General features: G+C 72.9%; 11 protein-coding genes. 8 read left to right on the top strand and 3 right to left on the bottom strand.

Annotated features, from left to right (window positions below):
• The first annotated feature begins 78 nt into the window (after nt 1–78).
• From WME90_RS41630 to WME90_RS41620, 3 genes are all read left to right on the top strand, one after another.
• A complete protein-coding gene (locus WME90_RS41630; RefSeq protein WP_437277643.1) occupies nt 79–1,185 on the top strand; it encodes a M50 family metallopeptidase in 1,107 nt (368 codons plus the stop codon).
• A 19-nt stretch (nt 1,186–1,204) separates the two neighbouring features.
• On the top strand, nt 1,205–2,185 hold the full coding sequence (locus tag WME90_RS41625) for a hypothetical protein (protein WP_437277642.1): 981 nt from the start codon (nt 1,205–1,207) through the stop codon (nt 2,183–2,185).
• A gap of 86 nt (nt 2,186–2,271) precedes the next feature.
• Nucleotides 2,272–2,991, top strand: coding sequence for a hypothetical protein (locus tag WME90_RS41620; RefSeq protein WP_437277641.1), 720 nt, complete (start codon nt 2,272–2,274; stop codon nt 2,989–2,991).
• A 103-nt stretch (nt 2,992–3,094) separates the two neighbouring features.
• On the opposite strand, the gene WME90_RS41615 is transcribed toward WME90_RS41620, so the two are convergent.
• Nucleotides 3,095–4,900, bottom strand: a complete 1,806-nt coding sequence (locus WME90_RS41615; protein ID WP_437277640.1) for a cyclic nucleotide-binding domain-containing protein — start codon at nt 4,898–4,900, stop codon at nt 3,095–3,097.
• A 40-nt stretch (nt 4,901–4,940) separates the two neighbouring features.
• On the opposite strand from WME90_RS41615, the gene WME90_RS41610 reads away from it, so the two are divergent.
• Nucleotides 4,941–5,606 (top strand): hypothetical protein, encoded by a 666-nt coding sequence (locus WME90_RS41610; RefSeq protein ID WP_437277639.1) that lies wholly within the window; start codon nt 4,941–4,943, stop codon nt 5,604–5,606.
• Nucleotides 5,607–6,386: 780 nt separating this feature from the next.
• Nucleotides 6,387–6,533 carry a hypothetical protein gene (locus WME90_RS41605; protein WP_437277638.1) on the top strand — a complete coding sequence of 49 codons (147 nt, stop codon included), beginning with the start codon at nt 6,387–6,389 and terminating at the stop codon, nt 6,531–6,533.
• 1,119 nt (nt 6,534–7,652) lie between these two features.
• Here the strand turns inward: WME90_RS41605 and WME90_RS41600 are convergent.
• Both WME90_RS41600 and WME90_RS41595 read right to left on the bottom strand, forming a co-directional pair.
• Nucleotides 7,653–7,880: a hypothetical protein gene (locus WME90_RS41600; protein WP_437277637.1), complete on the bottom strand. Its 228-nt coding sequence runs from the start codon at nt 7,878–7,880 to the stop codon at nt 7,653–7,655.
• A gap of 179 nt (nt 7,881–8,059) precedes the next feature.
• A complete protein-coding gene (locus tag WME90_RS41595) occupies nt 8,060–11,551 on the bottom strand; it encodes a DNA translocase FtsK 4TM domain-containing protein (RefSeq protein ID WP_437277636.1) in 3,492 nt (1,163 codons plus the stop codon).
• Nucleotides 11,552–11,908: 357 nt separating this feature from the next.
• Here WME90_RS41595 and WME90_RS41590 point away from each other — a divergent pair, with 357 nt between their 5' ends.
• From WME90_RS41590 to WME90_RS41580, 3 genes are all read left to right on the top strand, one after another.
• Nucleotides 11,909–13,522, top strand: a complete 1,614-nt coding sequence (locus WME90_RS41590) for a hypothetical protein (RefSeq protein ID WP_437277635.1) — start codon at nt 11,909–11,911, stop codon at nt 13,520–13,522.
• 118 nt (nt 13,523–13,640) lie between these two features.
• Nucleotides 13,641–14,792 carry an FHA domain-containing protein gene (locus tag WME90_RS41585; protein WP_437277634.1) on the top strand — a complete coding sequence of 384 codons (1,152 nt, stop codon included), beginning with the start codon at nt 13,641–13,643 and terminating at the stop codon, nt 14,790–14,792.
• A 102-nt stretch (nt 14,793–14,894) separates the two neighbouring features.
• A complete protein-coding gene (locus tag WME90_RS41580) occupies nt 14,895–16,253 on the top strand; it encodes a L,D-transpeptidase (RefSeq protein WP_437277633.1) in 1,359 nt (452 codons plus the stop codon).
• Nucleotides 16,254–16,315 lie beyond the last annotated feature (62 nt).

Genomic DNA, 16,315 nt, shown 5'->3' with positions numbered 1-16,315 from the left:
GCTCCTTGCCGATGCGGGCGTACGACGCGGGCATCGGGCGCGTGCGGACGGGGCCCGCCCTGGTTAGACTAGCCGGAGATGGTCGGCTGGTATTTCGTAGGCATCCTCGGTCTCGCCCTGCTGATGGTGGTCCACGAGGGAGGGCACTTCCTCGCCGCGCGCGCTTACGGCATGCGCGTGTTGAAGTTCTCGATCGGCTTCGGCCCCACCTTCTTCAAGGTTATCCCGAAGGACGGGTACTACTGGTTCACGACCGCCGCGGACAAAGTCCGCGTGCGGCTCTTTCGCCACGACCCGGTGAAGCACGGCCCCACCGTGTTCCAGGTCGCGATGATCCCCTTCCTCGCGTACGTGCAGATCGCGGGGATGAATCCCCTCGAGGAGGTCGATCCCGAGGACAAGGGCAGCTACGCGAATGCGAGCCTGATGGGCCGGATCGCCGCGATTTTCGCCGGTCCGCTCGCCAATTACCTGTTCGCGTCGGTGCTCTTCTTCGCGAGCCTGATGACGGGCGGCAAGCCCTACCGGTTGACCGACATCGGCGTGGTGGCCGGGATGCCGGCCGCGGCGGCCAACCTCAAGGACGGAGACCGCATCGTCGAGATCGATGGAACCCCGGTCCAGGACTGGGAGAAGATGGCAGAGATCATCTCCCACAGCCCGGGCCGGCCGCTCGACATCGTCGTGGAGCGCGCCGGCGAGCGCGTCCAGGCCAAGGTCACGCCGGCGAACGAGAACGGCGCGGGCAAGATCGGCGTGATGGCGATCGGGGCGGTCCAGTCGGCGCCGGTGACCGCGAAGGAGGCGGCGATCCTCGCGGTGACCAAGCCGCCGAAGGTCGTGCAGAGCCTTGTCGTCGGCCTCGGCCAGTACCTGACGGGCAAGGTCGACGGAGAGCTCGGCGGTCCGAAGCGGATGATCGAGGAGACCGCGCACGCGGCCAAGCGCGGGTGGGCCGAGGGGCTCGAGTTCCTCGGGCTGCTCTCGGCCTACCTCGGCGCGTTCAACCTGATCCCGTTCCCGGCGCTCGACGGCGGCCGCCTGATGTTCCTGTTCTACGAGGCCGCCACGCGGCGCCGGCCGAACGCCCGCATCGAGGCGCACATCCACCTGGTCGGCGTGTTCATGCTGATCGGGCTGATGCTCTACGTCACGGCGAACGACTTCGGCCTCGGGTCGAAGTAGCGTCGAGCCGGCGCTCCCCGTGGCATCGAGGCCGCCTGCGCGGGTTCCGGCGTCGTCGAGGCGCCTCGCCCGCGCGGCGGCGTGGCTCTCGCTGGTCTCCGTGGCGGGCGCGGCGGAGGCCGCGCCGCCCGGTCCAGGCGCGTGGTCCGACGAGGAAGAGGAGGCCGTCTTCGACGTCCCGGCGCCTCCGACGCTCCCCGGGCTCACGGCGCGCGATCCGACCTTCACCTTCGAGTACACGGCGGCCGTGATCGAGACCGACGCGGCGAGCCGGGCCGGCGGCAGGAGCGCCTTCGCCTGGTACTCGCACGGCGAGATGGAGACGCCGCTCGTCCCGCGCAAGTGGTTCGTCGGCGCCGTGCACGACAGCGCCGCGGCGAGCGTCCCGGGGGTCGAGCGATCCATCCTGCTCGGGAGCCCCGAGGTGTATGCGCGGGGCGTCTGGTCGAGCGTGCGCGGGCTCGCCTCCGGCGGAGGCTTCGGCGTCGTGCTCCCGGTCCCGCGCGACGTCTCGCGCGACCGGGCCGAGGTGCTGCGGACGGCGCGCGTGGTGCGGCCGTGGGACGAGACGCGCTTCCGGGAGCTCACGCTCACGTTCCGCCCCTGGTTCGATATGCGGCACATCACCGGGCCGTTCATCTTCCAGCTCAGGCAGGGCCTCGACTGGTCGCTGGTCGTGCGCGGCCTGCGGGCCGGGGAGCGCCGCACCGACATCACGGCGCGCACGGCGTTCTACTTCGGCTACCGGCTCGCGAGGCCGGTCGGGGTGGGGCTGGAGCTGTGGGAGGTCTACCAGCTGACGCAGGACCTGCCGGACGACCGGCGCGCGACGTTCGCGATCTCGCCGAGCGTCCGCTTCATCCTGGCGAACGTGCAGCCGGCGCTGAGCGTGCTCTTCCCGGTCACGACGCCGCTGCGCGGCGACGTCGCCTCGTACTACGCCGCGCGGTTCAGCGTCGGGTTCACCTTCCCGACAGGCGCTCCGCGGCCGCCCCGGTGAGCGCGGCGGGCGCGCCTGCGGCCGAAGGCGCGGGATCTCCTTCGAGTGTGCGTGCATCCAGCGCGGGCGCTGGGTACCCTGGCCGCGTGGTCAACGCAGCACGGCTCCGGCGCGGTCTGGCTCTCGCGGCGCTACTCGGCCTGACCGGCTGCTCGACCCAGCTCGTGAGCCTGAAAGAGGGGCCCCGCGAGTACGTGGCGACGGACTACGAGAACGTGCTGCGCAACTGGACGCGCACGGAGCACCTGTTCGCGCTCTCGGAGCTCGACAACTTCCTCACGGCCACCGCGACCTTCGAGTCGTGGGACTTCCGCTGGGCCTACGTGGTCCGCTACGCGCAGGACTACCGGCTCACGATCGAGCAGCGCCAGAAGCTGCTCGAGAAGACGCTCGAGGAGACGCGCCAGCGCCACCAGTTCTTCGTCGCGATCTTCGGGGGCGAGCGCAAGTACAACGACCTGTCGACGCCGAACAGCGCGTGGATCGTGCGGCTCATCGACGACACAGGGAACGAGACGGCGCCCGAGGAGATCGTCGCGATCAACAAGCCGAACGCGCTCGAGCGGACCTACTTCCCGTACAACACGGTGTGGCGGCAGGCGTTCCGCATCCGCTTCCCGCGCGCGACCGCGGACGGGAAGCCGACGATCTCGCCGAACGCGAGGTGGTTCGGGCTCCGCTTCGCCGGGGCGCAGGGCAACAGCGAGCTCGTCTGGCAGGTCAACGAGGAAGCGGAGCCGGTCGATCCGGCCGAGCTGGAGCAAGGGATCGAGCGGCCGTCGCGGCCCGAGCGCGGCCGGCTCTAGCGCCGCGCGGCAGGGCACCCCGTCGGGGCTCGCTGACACGCGGCGCTGGCCGAGCCCCGCGCGGCTCTAGCGCCGCGCGGCGGGCGCCGGCCCGCGCGCCGCCTCAGCCGCCCTGAGCGTGCAGCGAGACGGACTGCGCCAGGATGGAGAGCAGCTCGGGCGTGCTCTCGAACAGCTCCCGCAGCGTGGGGTGATCGGCGATGAGCACGAGCGCGCCGCTCCCGGCCGCGCGAGCGATCGACGGCGCCGGTTGGCCTCCGAGCAGCTCGGAGGCAAACAGGAGCTCGCCGGGCCTCGCGGCGCCGGCGATCTCTTGCGATCGCTCCGTGACCAGCTCCAGCGCGCCGGCGCCGATGATCACGAGCCCGGGGATGGGGTTGCCGGCGTGGATGAGGTGCTCGCCGGGCGCCAGGTTGCGAACGCGGAGCCGGCCGAGGACGCGGCGCAGGAGCGTCTCTTCGAGCTCGCCCAGAGGCCCCATCGTGGCGCCGGCGAGCGCCTGGAGCCGGTCTGCGACGGCGCGCAGCTCGTCGAGCACCCAGGGGCAGCTGCGGAGCGCGTTGTCGATGGTCGCCTGTTTCCAGATCGCCACCCGCGCGCCGTCCGCGCCGGCGACGACGCGCAGCGGGATGCCTTCCTCGAGCGTCCCGCGGGACGGCACGAGCGTCCTGATCGCGGCGCGCTCGGCGGGGACATCGACGATGTTCGCGCACACGGCGGCGCCCCCGCGCAGCACGAGCGCCGCCCCGTCGACGGCGAGCTCCTCGTCGGACGCGAGGTCTTCCACGTGCGCCGCGAGCGCGAGCTCGTCGTGCATCTCCTCGGGCAGGTCGGCGAACGCATCGATCTGCTCGATGTCGCGGCCGGTGAGGGCCGCCGGCTCGGCGACGGCCGGCGCGGCGCTTGTTGCGTCGGGCTTCAGCAGGCCCGGCTCGATACCGAGGGCCGCGACCGCCCCCCTCGCCGGCGGCGCTTCGGGCGGTGCGTCGAGCACCATCGCGGCGAGGTCGACGGTCTCGCCTGCGGCCGCCTGGTGCGGCTCGACCGCGCGCACATCGGCGAGCGGCGCCGCGGCGAGCGGGGTGTCGACCGTGGCCGGCACCCGGGCGCCAGCGGTGGACGCCGGGCGCGGCTCGACGGCGGGCGGCTGGGCCGAGGGCTCCTCGTCGAGCGCGAGATCCGCGTCGTCGAGCAGCTCTTCTTCGGGCTCCGGCGCGGTCTCGCCCGACGCCTCATCGAGCGCGCGCGGGTGCAGCGCTTGGACCTCGGCGCCGCCTTCCTCGGCGCCGCGGGACGGGTCGGCCTTCGCCTGCTGGTCGTCGTCCTGCTCCGCTGCCTGCGGCGGCGGGGGAAGGCTCGCGAGCCGGGACGAGCTCGGCGCCTCGAGGTCGCTGTCGGAGAGCTCGATGACGACGGTCCCTTCGGTCGTCGACTCCGGGGCTGACGCGTCTGCTCTCGCAGGAGCCTCGACGTTTTCGCCGGGGTCCGCGGAAATTACGGCGCCCTTCGCGGGGACGCTGTCGGCGGAGGCCCCGAGGTGTCCTGGGGGTTCGTTTCCGGTGGGCGCCGCCGCGCGGACGCGCGCCGCGGGGGTCGGCGGCACCGGAGGTCGCGCGGAGACCGGCGTCCGCTTGAGCGTCAGATCGAGCGGCGCTGCCGAGGTGATGACCTCGTCTTCGTCTTCGTTGCTCGTCTGTGGCGTCGAGGGATGCCTGCGAGCCACGAGGTACGTATCGCCGCTCGGCGTGACGATCTCCTGGGGAGGCCGAGGTGGCGCGGCGGGCTCCGCGTCCTCGGACCACGGGTCGAGGATCGGCTCGCGCGGCCTGCGCTTCGAGCTGCTCGCGCCCTGCGCGGGTGACGCCGTGCCTGTGCGGGCCGGGGTGGGCGTCGAGGCCTGAGCATCCACAAGGATCTCCCCGACGTCGTCCTTGTGCGCGCGCTCGTCGGTGGGGGCTGGAGGGCTCGGGATCTGGTGCGACGCGGAGGCCGGGTGCGGTCCCGCGGCGGCCAGCGGCGCGGCGGGTGGCGCGGGCGGCGGGACGGACGCCGGCGACGAGGGCGCGGCAGGCGGCGGGACGGACGCCGGCAACGAGGGCGCGGCGGGCGGTGGGACAGACGCCGGCGGCGGCGCGGCAGGCGACGGAGGTGGCGCGACGAACGGCGGCGCGGTGGCCGTCGAGGGCGCCTCGGGAGATGGAGCGGGCGGCGCGATCGGCATCGAGCCTGCCAGCGTTGGCGCCGCGGATGGAGGAGGCGCGAGGGGTGTCGAATACGGCGGCGCTGCAGGGGCCGCGTGTGACGGCGGACGCGCGGCAGGCGACGGAAGTGGAGCGGGCGGCGGAAGTACGCCGGGCGGCGGAAGCACGCCGGGCGGCGGAAGCACGCCGGGCGGCGGAAGCACGCCGGTCGACGGAAGTGGAGCGGGCGGCGGAAGAACGCCGGGCGGCGGAAGTGGAGCGGAGGCCAGCGTTGGCGGCGGCGGCGTCGGGGGAGGTAGCGCCTGCGGGTGTGGCGGCGGCGTCGGGGGAGGTAGCGCCTGCGGGGGCGGCGCGCCGGTCGGCGGCAGCGGTGGCGCGAAAGACGGCGGCGACACTGGCGGCGGGAGCACCTGAGCGTGCGGCGGCGCGCCGGCTGGCAGCGCAGCGGGTGCCAGCGCGCCGGGCGGAGGCAGAGGTTGCGGGCGCGGAGGTTGGAAAGACGCCGGATGCGGTGCTGGCGCAGGCTGCGGGCGCGGAGGCCCGAACGAGGGCGGATGCGGCGCAGGCAGAGGTCCGAACGAGGGCGGATGCGGCGCCGGCGGAGGCCCGAACGAGGGCGGATGCGGCGCCGGCGGAGGCCCGAAGGACGGCGGATGCGACGCAGGCGGAGGCCCGACGGAGGGCGGATACGCCGCGGGCGCGGCAACTCCTGGCGCTGGCGGCGGTTGCAGCTCCGCGACGAGGCTCGGCAGCGGTGGAGCAGGTGGCGGTGCGGCCGGAAGCGCCGATGCCGGCGGAGGCAGCGGCGCCGCGGGCGGCGGCTCGCTCAGCGTCCGTGCACCGGCGGGGCGAGGAGGCTGCAGGGGGAGGGGGCTCACCGCAGCGTCGGACCGGCGGCGCGCCGGCGACGGAGTCGGGGCAACCTGCGGCTCCTGCGGCGCAGGTGCGGAGGAAGGGCGAGGGGGAGCCGACGAAGGCTGCCGCGATGCTCCCCGCGGTACGGGAAGCGGTGGTATCAGGGCGGGCGGCGGCGCGCTCTGTGTCTTCGCCTGCGCCGCCGGCCGATACGGGTCCGAGGTGAGCTGCTGCCGTAGCGACGGCACCGCCGGTGGAGGAGGAGGCGGCGGAATGGCGCTCGAAGGCACCGGAACCGGTGGCGGCGGCTGACTCCGGTAAATCGCGCCGGCCTGGACGTTGGGTGCGGCCGCCGGCGGTGCGAAGGCCGCGGCCGCTGGCGGCGCGGAGGGCACCGTCATCGGCGGCGCGGAGGGCACCGTCATCGGCGGCGCGGAGGGCACCGTCATCGGCGGCGCGGAGGGCGCAGTCTGCGCCGGGGGCTGAGCGTGCGGTGGATCGAGCCGCTGCGGGTACGCGGCGGGGGGCGGTTGCGAGCGCGACACACCAGGCGGCGCTGCCGGAGCCAAGGGCGGCGGCTGCTGGAGGGTCGGCGCAGCCTGCGGGACGGCACCCCCAGAAGGCTGCGGCATCGGTCGCTGCGCGATCGGCGGCGCGGGGTGCGATGGGCTGCCTTGCGCATGGCCGGCGGGCGCGGTGGAAAACGGCGCGATCGGTCGGGCTCCGGCTCCCGGCCCGCCCTCCGCGCCCGGGTGGAGCGGCGGCGACGGCCGCGACGATCCCGTCAGTCGCTCCGCTTCGGCCTCCAGCTCCGGCTGCGAGAGCGGCTCGAACATGTCGATCTCGATCGAGGGCATCGAGGCGCGCAACTCCTGGGTGAGCGACATGCGGCGGCGCCAGGTCTGCTCGTCCGACGGCGGCGCTTTGTCAGAGGACGGGGGCGGCTCGTCGCCTTCGCTCTCGATGGTCTCCAGGAGATCGGGATCGCTCGGCTGCCCGATCTCCGAGGCCATCACCTCCTCGAGCGCCGTCACGCACAGCCCGAGCTCCGAGGCGCGGAACGGCTGCCCAGCCGCCCCCGCCGCGTCGGCCGCGCGCCGCAGCCACACGATGGCGTCGCGCCGCTCGCCTCGGGCCCACAGCGCGCTTGCCGTGGAGATCCCCCACACGACATCTTCATCGTCATTCGGGTGCGGTTCGGGGAGGGCGACCACGCGGTTCGCCATGAGCAACACCACCTATCACAGGCCCGACTGCGGCCGTTTACCCCATGGTACCGAGCGAGCCGACGTCCCGGATCGGGCGTCGCGCGAGCCCCGCGGCGCAGAAAGCCGCTCGACCAGGAGCTTAGCCGCGCTCGCTACGGCACGTACAAATTACGGTACGGATGTCGCTTTTGCGTCTCGCGTCGCCGTCTGGGGCCGCTGGGACCCGGTGCTGGCACACATCCGCGAGGCGGGCGCGGGTCCAGGGCGACGCTCCGGCGCGAATCCGACGTGAATCCGACGTGAAGTAGCGAACGCCGCGTGCCCGCGCGGAGCGCTCGGCCGGCCCCGGTTGCGCGCGGCTCGGCCGGATGTCCGTGGCCCCCTCAGCGGCGCCGGATCAGGTGGAGCGCCGTCCGCCGATGCGCCGCGGTCGGCAGCCCAGGACCGCGGCGCGACGGCACATTTCATCGACACCATCCCGCGATGCCGCCTCTCCGGGCATGCGTCTCGCCAGCCAGCCGATGAGCGTCAGACCCGCTGCGCGGGCGTCTGCGGGCATCGTCCCGTCGTTCAGGAGGCTCGCGATCTGGGCGATCAGACGCGTGCGCGTTTCCTCGGGCGCCATCCTGGGTGCTCCATGAAGCATTCGAACGGGAAAGTCAAAAGAACCGCCATGCCGGCGCGCAGCCCCGTCGGCGGCAACCTCGGGGCCGTAGGCTCCTCGACATCCCGTCTGTCCCGCTTGCCCGGGTCGACGGCGCGCCAACACCCGTTGTGTAACAGCGTCAAGACAAATCACATGGATCAGATCGGCGCGATCAGCACCTCGCGATCCTTGGCGCCGTTTGCAGGCCCGACGAGCCCGCGCTTCTCCATCGCCTCGACCAGCTTGGCCGCGCGGTTGTAGCCGACGCCGAGCTTGCGCTGCAGCCAGGAGGTCGAGCAGCGCCGGGTATCGGCCACGATGCGCACCGCGGCGTCGTACATCGGATCGGCCTCCGCGTCGGACGTGTCGGGCTCCTCGCCCTCGTCGTCCCGGGGCCGAAGGATCGCTTCGTCGTAGACCGGCTCGCCCTGGAGCCGGAGGAAGTCGGTGATCCGCTGGACCTCTTCCTCCGAGCAGAACGGGCACTGGACGCGGCGGGTGTCGTTCGAGCCGTTCATCTTGATCAGCATGTCGCCGCGGCCGAGCAGGTGCTCAGCGCCCTGCTCGTCGAGGATCGTCCGGCTATCCACCTTCTGCGCGACCCGGAAGGCGATGCGCGTGGGGAAGTTCGCCTTGATCATGCCGGTGATGACGTCGACGCTCGGCCGCTGCGTCGCGAGGATCACGTGCATGCCGGCGGCGCGCGCCTTCTGCGCGAGCCGGGCCACGCTCGCCTCCACGTCCTTGCCCTGCTGCATCATGAGGTCGGCGAACTCGTCGACCACGATCACGATGAAGGGGATCTTCTCCGGCAGCGCCGCGTCCGATCCGTCCTTCGCCGCGTCGATCTCCACCTCGAGCCCATCGGCGCCGATGGCGCTCACCTTGGCCGGGGGCTTCGGCGGGCGCGCCTCGCCGCGCTGCACGCGCTCGACCCAGGCGTTGTAGGTCGTGATGTTCTTCGTCCCCGCGTTCGCGAAGAGCTGGTACCGGCGCTCCATCTCGTCGACGGCCCACTTGAGCGCGTTCGCCGCCTGCTTCATGTCCGTCACGACCGGCAGGAGCAGGTGCGGGATGCGATCGAAGGGCGCGAGCTCGACGACCTTGGGATCGATCATCAGGAGCCTGAGCTCCTCCGGCGTCTTGCGGAAGAGCAGGCTCACCAGCATCACGTTGAGGCCGACGCTCTTGCCGGCGCCGGTCGCGCCCGCGACGATGACGTGCGGCATCGACGCGAGGTCGGCGAAGTACGGCGTCCCGATGATGTCGCGGCCGAGCACGCACGGCAGCGGGGCCTTCATCTCGACGAAGCGGCGATCCTCGACGAGCTCGCGCAGGTTGACGGGCAGGCGGTGCTCGTTCGGGATCTCGAAGCCGATCCGGTTCTTGCCGGGGATGGGGGCGACGATGCGGACCTTGCGCGAGAGGCCGAGCGCGAGATCGTCCGCGAGGCCTGCGACCTTCGACACCTTGGTGCCGGCGGCAGGGGAGACCTCGAACGTCGTCACGGTCGGCCCCGGGTGGATCTCCTCGACCTTTCCGCTCACGCCGTAGTCGGCGAGCGTCTTCTCGAGGAGCTGCGCGGTCGCCTTCAGCTGATCCGCGTCGAGCTGGAGGCGCCCGCCCGCGGCTGCCTCGAGCATGTCCGTCATCGGCAGGCGGAAGCCCGCCCCGGCGGCCGGGACGACCTTCACCACGGCCGGCTTCTCGCTGACGAGCTCGCGGCTCGTATCGACGATCGTCGGATCGCGCGGCGCGGCGCCTCGAGCCCGCTCCGGGCCGACGGCGGTCGGGGGCTCGCGGCGGGCCATCGTGGCTTCCGGCTCGCGCGCGGGCAGCTCGCGATGGGCCACCGTGGCGCTCAGCTCGCGCGCGGGCAGCTCGCGCGCAGGCAGCTCGCGATGGGCCACCGTGGCGCTCAGCTCGCGCGCAGGCAACTCGCGCGCAGGCAGCTCGCGATGGGCCACCGTGGCGCTCAGCTCGCGCGCAGGCACCTCGCGCGCAGGCAGCTCGCGCGGCTCGCGCGCAGGCAGCTCGCGGTGAGCCACCCTGGCGTTCGGCTCGCGCGCGGGCAGCTCGCGCACCGGCGGCTCGCGCCGGTCGCGCACGGGCAGGATGGGCGACGGCGTCGGCACGTCGAGCTCTTCCTGTTCGTCGAGGGCGGTCGCCAGCTGGTCCTCATCGCCTGGCTGGTCATCGCGTGGCTCGAGCGCCGCGAGCTCCACCGGCTCGTCCTCGTCGAGGTTCGCCTCCTCCTCGTCGATGTGCGCCTCGCCTTCGAACGGCGGCTCTTCGCTGTCCTCCCGTGTGGCAGCAACGCGCGGCGCTGCGGGAGACGCGGCGCGACGCCGCGCAGCCGGGCGCTGCGCTGCCTCGCGCGGCTCGGCGTCGCGCTGCGCCCGGCCGCGCGGCTCGGCGCCGAGCGACGCTGCCTCGCGCGGCTCGTCGTCGCGCTGCGCTGCCTCGCGGGGAGCGGCGCCGCGGGTCACCAGCTCGTGCGTCTCGCCGCCGTGGATCACAAGCTCGTGCGTCTCACCGCCGTGGATCACAAGCTCGTGCGGCTCGGCGCCGTGGGTCACCACCTCGTGCGCCTCGCCGCCGTGGATCTCCGCTTCGCGCGGCTCGGCGTCGTGCTGCGCCGCCCCGCGCGGCGCCGCGCTCGGCTGCGCCTCCTCGCGGGGCTCCTTGACCTGCGCCTTCCGCCCCCGCCGCGGCTTTGCCGGGGCGGCTGGCTCCTCCAGGGAGCCGTCGAGCGGCGCGCTCTTCCAGACATCGAGCGCCGGGGCCTCGACGGGCGTCGGCTCGATGGGCGTGTGCCTGGCCGAGGCGTCGGAGGGCCGCTCGTCGGCGTCGTCGGCCAGCGCGGCGATGATCGCGTCGGGGCTCGAGTTGCGCGCGATGATCGGCGGCGCTTCCTGCGTCTTGGCCGCCGCCTGCCGCTCCAGGTCGCGCGCCGCGGCCCACGCGCCGAAGAGCGCGCGCGCCCAGCCGGCGACGCGCGCGGCGATGGCGATCGCGAGCTGCTCGGCCCGATGCGCCAGCTCGATGAACGAGAACGTCGCGCGGCCCATCAGGATGAGCGCGACGATGGTGAGCCCGATGATGTAGGACCCGATGTTCGAGAAGAGCGCGCGCAGCACCTCCCCGAACAGCTCGCCCACGGCCCCGCCGATCGGCATCGCGCCGAACGCGACCGCGCGCGGGAACGCGACGTGCCCGAGCGCGGCGAGCACGATGACCACCACGACGTCGCCGCTCAGCCGGAACAGGCTGGCGATCGAGCGCTTCGCCCCCAGCAGCGGCATCGCCAGCAGCGCGAGCTCGAGCGGGACGAACCACGCGATGACGCCGATCGCCTCGATCGACGTCCCCGCGAGCGCAGCGCCCACGGGGCCCACCCAGTCGTCACCGGAGACCTCCGGCCGCAGCGGATCCCCGCGAAAGGAGGCGAGCGCCAGCGCGCTGTACAGGGCGGACACCAGCAGAACCAGCGCCGCCGCATCCCGGGCGTAGCCGTGCCCCGGCGGCGCGGCAGGAGCCGCGATCCCTGCTGGGCTGGTGCGCGCGGCGCCGCGCGCCCCGGACCGCAGGGGCTCGCCAAGGCCGGCGGCGGGCTGGGCACGGCGAGGAGCGAACAAGGGGACGTGCATACCTACCTGGACCTACTTTGCTCACATATGCGCACTCGACTCCGGGGGCAAGAAGTATGGGAGGGCTGCAAGAATGCAAGAAGAGGAAGAGGTGGGAAGGGGCGGGGCGGGCAGCTGAAGCGGCGAAGCAGGCGCTGCCGTGCGCCCGCATGCGCCTGAGCTCGCCCCGTGGCGTGGAGAGCAGCCGCTCCGGGCAGCGGGGCGAGGGGAGGGAGCCGGGAGGCATCGCAGGCCGCCGGCGCTGGAGTTTTGGCCGGATTTCGCGCAGACTTTGAAAAGGCTCCTCCCTTCCCGGCCTTGAAAATCTTTCAAACAAAGCGCTGCGGGCGGTACCATCCCGACCCTCCTGGGACGTGCATGGAAACTGTCGAACGAGCAGGGCGGCGCGCCGGCGCTGCGGGCCTTCTTTTGCTGTGTCTCGCGACCGCGGGCGCAGGGCTCGCGACGAGCGGGTGCCGCGTCAACGAGAACGACATCCATCGGTGGGAGACCACGGCGCACGGCCCGGACAAGCTCAGGGCGGTGCTGTTTCACGATAAGTACGACAGCTCGCTCCGCATCGAGGCGGCCACCTCGCTCATCCGCATGAAGCCGCGGCAGGGCCGGCGCGTGGGCATCGGCATCATGGTCGAGACCCTCGCGACGATGGAGCCGGAGGCCCGGCAGTCCATCGTGGCGGCGCTCGTGCCGTCGATCATCGCCGAGCTGAGAAAGCCGCCGCCCGTCGCGCAGCCAGGGCAGCCGCTCCAGCAGGACGCGTCGTTCCCTTACAAGGACGCCGCGTACGCGATGCTCACGTCGGAGCGGACCGTGATCATCGCGGACGAGGGGCTGAAGGAGGGGCTCAAGGCCGCCCTGATCGACTGGGCGATGGCGGACTTCGAGCACCGGCTCGAGGACCGCTCGCAGGCCTACGGGATGGAGCAGCTCCTGCGCTTCATCGGCCCGGCCGCTGTGGCCGGCCTGCCGAAGCTCATGACCCGCGAGGCGAAGCGGCTCGACCAGCTGGCGTCGCTCGTGGCCGAGTACGGCGACGCTCCGACGAAGGAGGCCGCGTCGGCGAACCTGGTGACCATCGCCAAGTTCGTCACCTCCGGCGAGTGGACCAACGTCAAGAAGCCCGAGCTGCAGGCGGCGAACGCCGCGTCGAAGCTCACGCCGACCGAGAAGCAGTTCGAGGCGCAGCTCGCGCAGTACCAAGAAGAGGAGCTGTTCCGGGTCTTCGGGTCGATGAAGAAGCTCGGAGGCCGGCCGTCGGTGGACTTCCTCCTCGGGTTCGCGGCGGACAAGGAGCAGCCCGAGAAGCGCCGCCAGGCCGCCCTCGCCGCGCTCGAGGGCCGGCTCGACCGCAACAACCCGAGCGACATCCAGCGCATCCTCGAGATCGCGACCGCCGATGCGCCCGACGCCGTGCTCGACCAGGCCTTCCGTCGCGTCGGCGAGATGCCGCGTGAGCTCGTCGTCGAGAAGCTCTACGGCCTCTTCAAGACCGACAAGTGGAAGATCCGCCGCGCGGCCGCGGCGACCATCCTCAAGATGTCGACGGTGAAGCACATCGACGAGTTCATGAGCAGGCTCCCCGACAACAAGGAGAGCAAGGGGTTCGCCATGCCCGAGGCGCTCACGTACGGCGCGGCGCTCGGCGACCTGAAGGAGGGCTCGCCCGTCGAGGCGCTGAAGAAGCACTTCGCCGCGGGCTCGGCGCCGGCGCGCACGAGCGCGATCGCCTACTACTTCACCTTCGGCACGGCGGCCGATCTCGCGGCGGTCAAGCCGCTCGAGGGCGACACCACGCGCGCGCCGGTATGCGACGCCGACCCGGACTGCAAGTGGGCGTGCGAGGTGCAAAAAGAGGGATCGACCGAGCGCGAGCTCAGGGACGTGAAGACCGTCGGCGAGTTCGTTCAGTACTGCATCGAGCCGGCCATGCAGGACAGGAAGCCGGAGCTCGAGAAGGGCGAGAAGAAGTGACGCGCTTCTTCGTCCGCCGCGCGCGGCACGCGCGGCCCAGAGCCGTCAGTTGCTTGCAGGGAAGAGGCCGGGAGGAGGCTTCCCAGCGCAATTCATCCTCCATTATCGTTGGGAAGAGATGAGCGCGGATCCGAACAAGAAAAGCGCACGGACGTTCCAGTGTCGCGATGTCCTTTGGGAGACGTTCGAGCAGATGGCGCGCGAGCTCGAGTGCTCCATCGACTACCTCATCAATGAGTCGATGAAGCAGTACGCGCGGCAGCGAAGCTACAGCCCGCGCACGCCGTTCCCGCCGCCCGCCAGGGGCGACGCGGTGCCCCCCTCCGGGCACATGGCGGTCCCGCACGCTCATCAGGCCAGCGTGGCGCCTCCCCTCGCGACGCCTCCGCCGCCCGGGCTGTCGACGCCCGGCTCGGCGCCGCCTCTCGGAGCGATCGGCGCGCAGCAGCCAACAGCAGGGATGCCCTACGGCTCGGCCGTGGCGCCTGCTTATGGCGCGTCCTCGCCGCCGTACGGCGTGACGCCTGTCGGGCCGGGGCCGACGCCGGTCCCGGCGATCACGCCGCCTCCGCCGCCTCCGGGGCAGGTCCGTCAGGGCGCACCGCCTCCGCCCCCGCCGCCTCCGGGCAGCAGCACCACCGGCGGCAAGCGGCCCAGCCTGCCTGTGCCGCCGCCCGTCCCGGGTCGCGTCGGCCCGCCCCCTCCGCCGACAAGCGTGAGCCGCCTCGGTGCGCCGCCGCCGCTCCCGTCGCAGGTCACGAACCCTGGCGGACGCCAGAGCCTCCCCGGCGCCTCGGCGAGCCGCTCGGGGCCTCCGCCGCCGCCGCCGATGAACAGCGCCGCGGGTTATACCTCGCCGATGGGGCCGCCGGTGGCACCTCCGCTCGCGCCCCCGCTCTCGCCGCCGCCGTACGTCGCTCCGCAGGCATCCAGCAGCGTGCCGGGTCCGCCGCCGATGGCCATGGGGATGCCGAGCCAGGTCCCCGTCGGCCCGACGCTCGCCGCGTTCTACGCGGGGCAGCGGTTCGTGGTGAACAAGGACCGGTTCATCATCGGGCGCGGCAAGCAGTCGAGCGATCTGACGATCAAGGACCCGAACGTGTCGCGCCAGCACGCGATGGTCGAGTTCCTGAACGGCCAGTACTACATGGTCGACATGGGCTCGACGAACGGCGTCGAGTACAACGGCCAGCGCATCGCCCGGAAGGCCATCGTCGAGGGCGATCTCTTCCGGATCTGCGATCACGAAGTGCGCTTCTCCTACCGCTGATCCCGCCGATCGCGGCACGCCCGCGCCTCCGTCGGAGCCCGCCGCGATCGCGGGCGGGAGTTTGGCTGGAGCGCGGGCAAAGGCTTAGGATCTCGCCGCAGGATGAGGAAGCGTGGAGGCGCCGAGGCGGGCTCGCAGGAACGGCGCCGCGGCGCGCCGCGACGGGTGCGCCGCGGCGCGCCGCGCATCGGCGCCGCGGTGGCCGCCCTCGGCGCGGCGATCTGGAGCGGAGCGGTCCTCGCTTCGCAGCTGCCGCCGTGGGTCTCCGCGGACGACACCCCGCTGCCCGCATGGGTCAAGAGCGCGCGCGTGCTCAAGCGCGACCAGCCGCTGTTCGACGGCCCCGGTGAGGGCGCGCGCCGGCGCGGCTCCGTCGATCGCAACGTGCAGCTGCCCATCTTCGCGGCGCGGCGCGCCGACGGCTGCCTCGGGCGCTGGCTCGAGGTGGGCGCCACGGCCTGGGTCTGTGACGACGCCGTCGAGCTCTCCGCCGCGAGCCCGATCAGCCCGCTGGTGCGGACGTGGCGCGAGATGCCGGACGGGCTCCCCTACCGCTATTACTTCGTCGGCCCCGAGGGGACCTTCGGCTATCGGCGGGCCGAGGCGGCCGACATCGAGGAGCCGGACGCGCAGCTCGAGCCCGGCTTCGCGGTGGCGATCGTCGAGGAGCGGAGCGAGGGAGGCGCCCGGTACGGCCGCACGAACAGCGGCTTCTGGTTGCCGATGCGCGATCTCGGTCCGGTGCACGCGTTCGCCTTCCACGGGGTGGACGTCGCGCCGGGCGCCGCGCAGATCGCGACGGCGTGGGTCGTGTCCGAGAGAGCTCCGCTTTACACGCGGACGGGGGCAGCCTTCACGCGGACCGAGGAGACCAAGGCGCGGTTCGAGGTCGTCCCCTACCTGGAGGAGGCGCAGGGCGCGTCGGGGAAGCTCGCGCGCATCGCGGAGGGCGACGTCGCGGCGTGGATCTCGACCCGCGATCTACGGCGCCCGTCGGTGGCGCCGCCGCCCGAGGTCGACGTCGAGGCGGGCGAGCGCTGGATCGACGTCGAGCGCGCGACGCAGACGCTCGTGGCCTACGAGGGGCGTCGCCCCGTGTTCGCGACGCTCGTCTCGACCGGCAAGGGCGCGCCCGGGTCGCCGCGCGCCACGCCCGCCGGCACCTACCGGATCTGGGCCAAGCTGCTCACCTCGGACATGGACAACCTCGAGGACGAGGCCGCCGAGCGGTACTACCGGATGGAGGACGTCCCCTACGTGCAGTACTTCTCGAAGGGGGTCGGGCTGCACGGCGCGTTCTGGCATCGCTCGTTCGGTCAGGTGCGAAGCCACGGCTGCGTGAACCTGGCTCCGCTCGATGCGCAGCGGCTGTTCTGGTGGACGTCGCCCCGGCTCCCCGCCGGATGGACGGCCGTCCTCCCCACGGCGCACGAGCCGGGCACCGTCGTGCGCGTGAGGTAGCGACAGGCGCGAGGCCCGTCGGGGTAGCAGTGAGGGAGGCGGGAAGGAGCAGCGGAGCCGGG

This window comes from Sorangium sp. So ce375, assembly GCF_051473855.1.
Classification (GTDB): domain Bacteria; phylum Myxococcota_A; class Polyangia; order Polyangiales; family Polyangiaceae; genus Sorangium.
The sequence above is the reverse complement of the archived record's forward strand: the minus strand, read 5'-3'. Positions and strand labels throughout refer to the sequence as shown.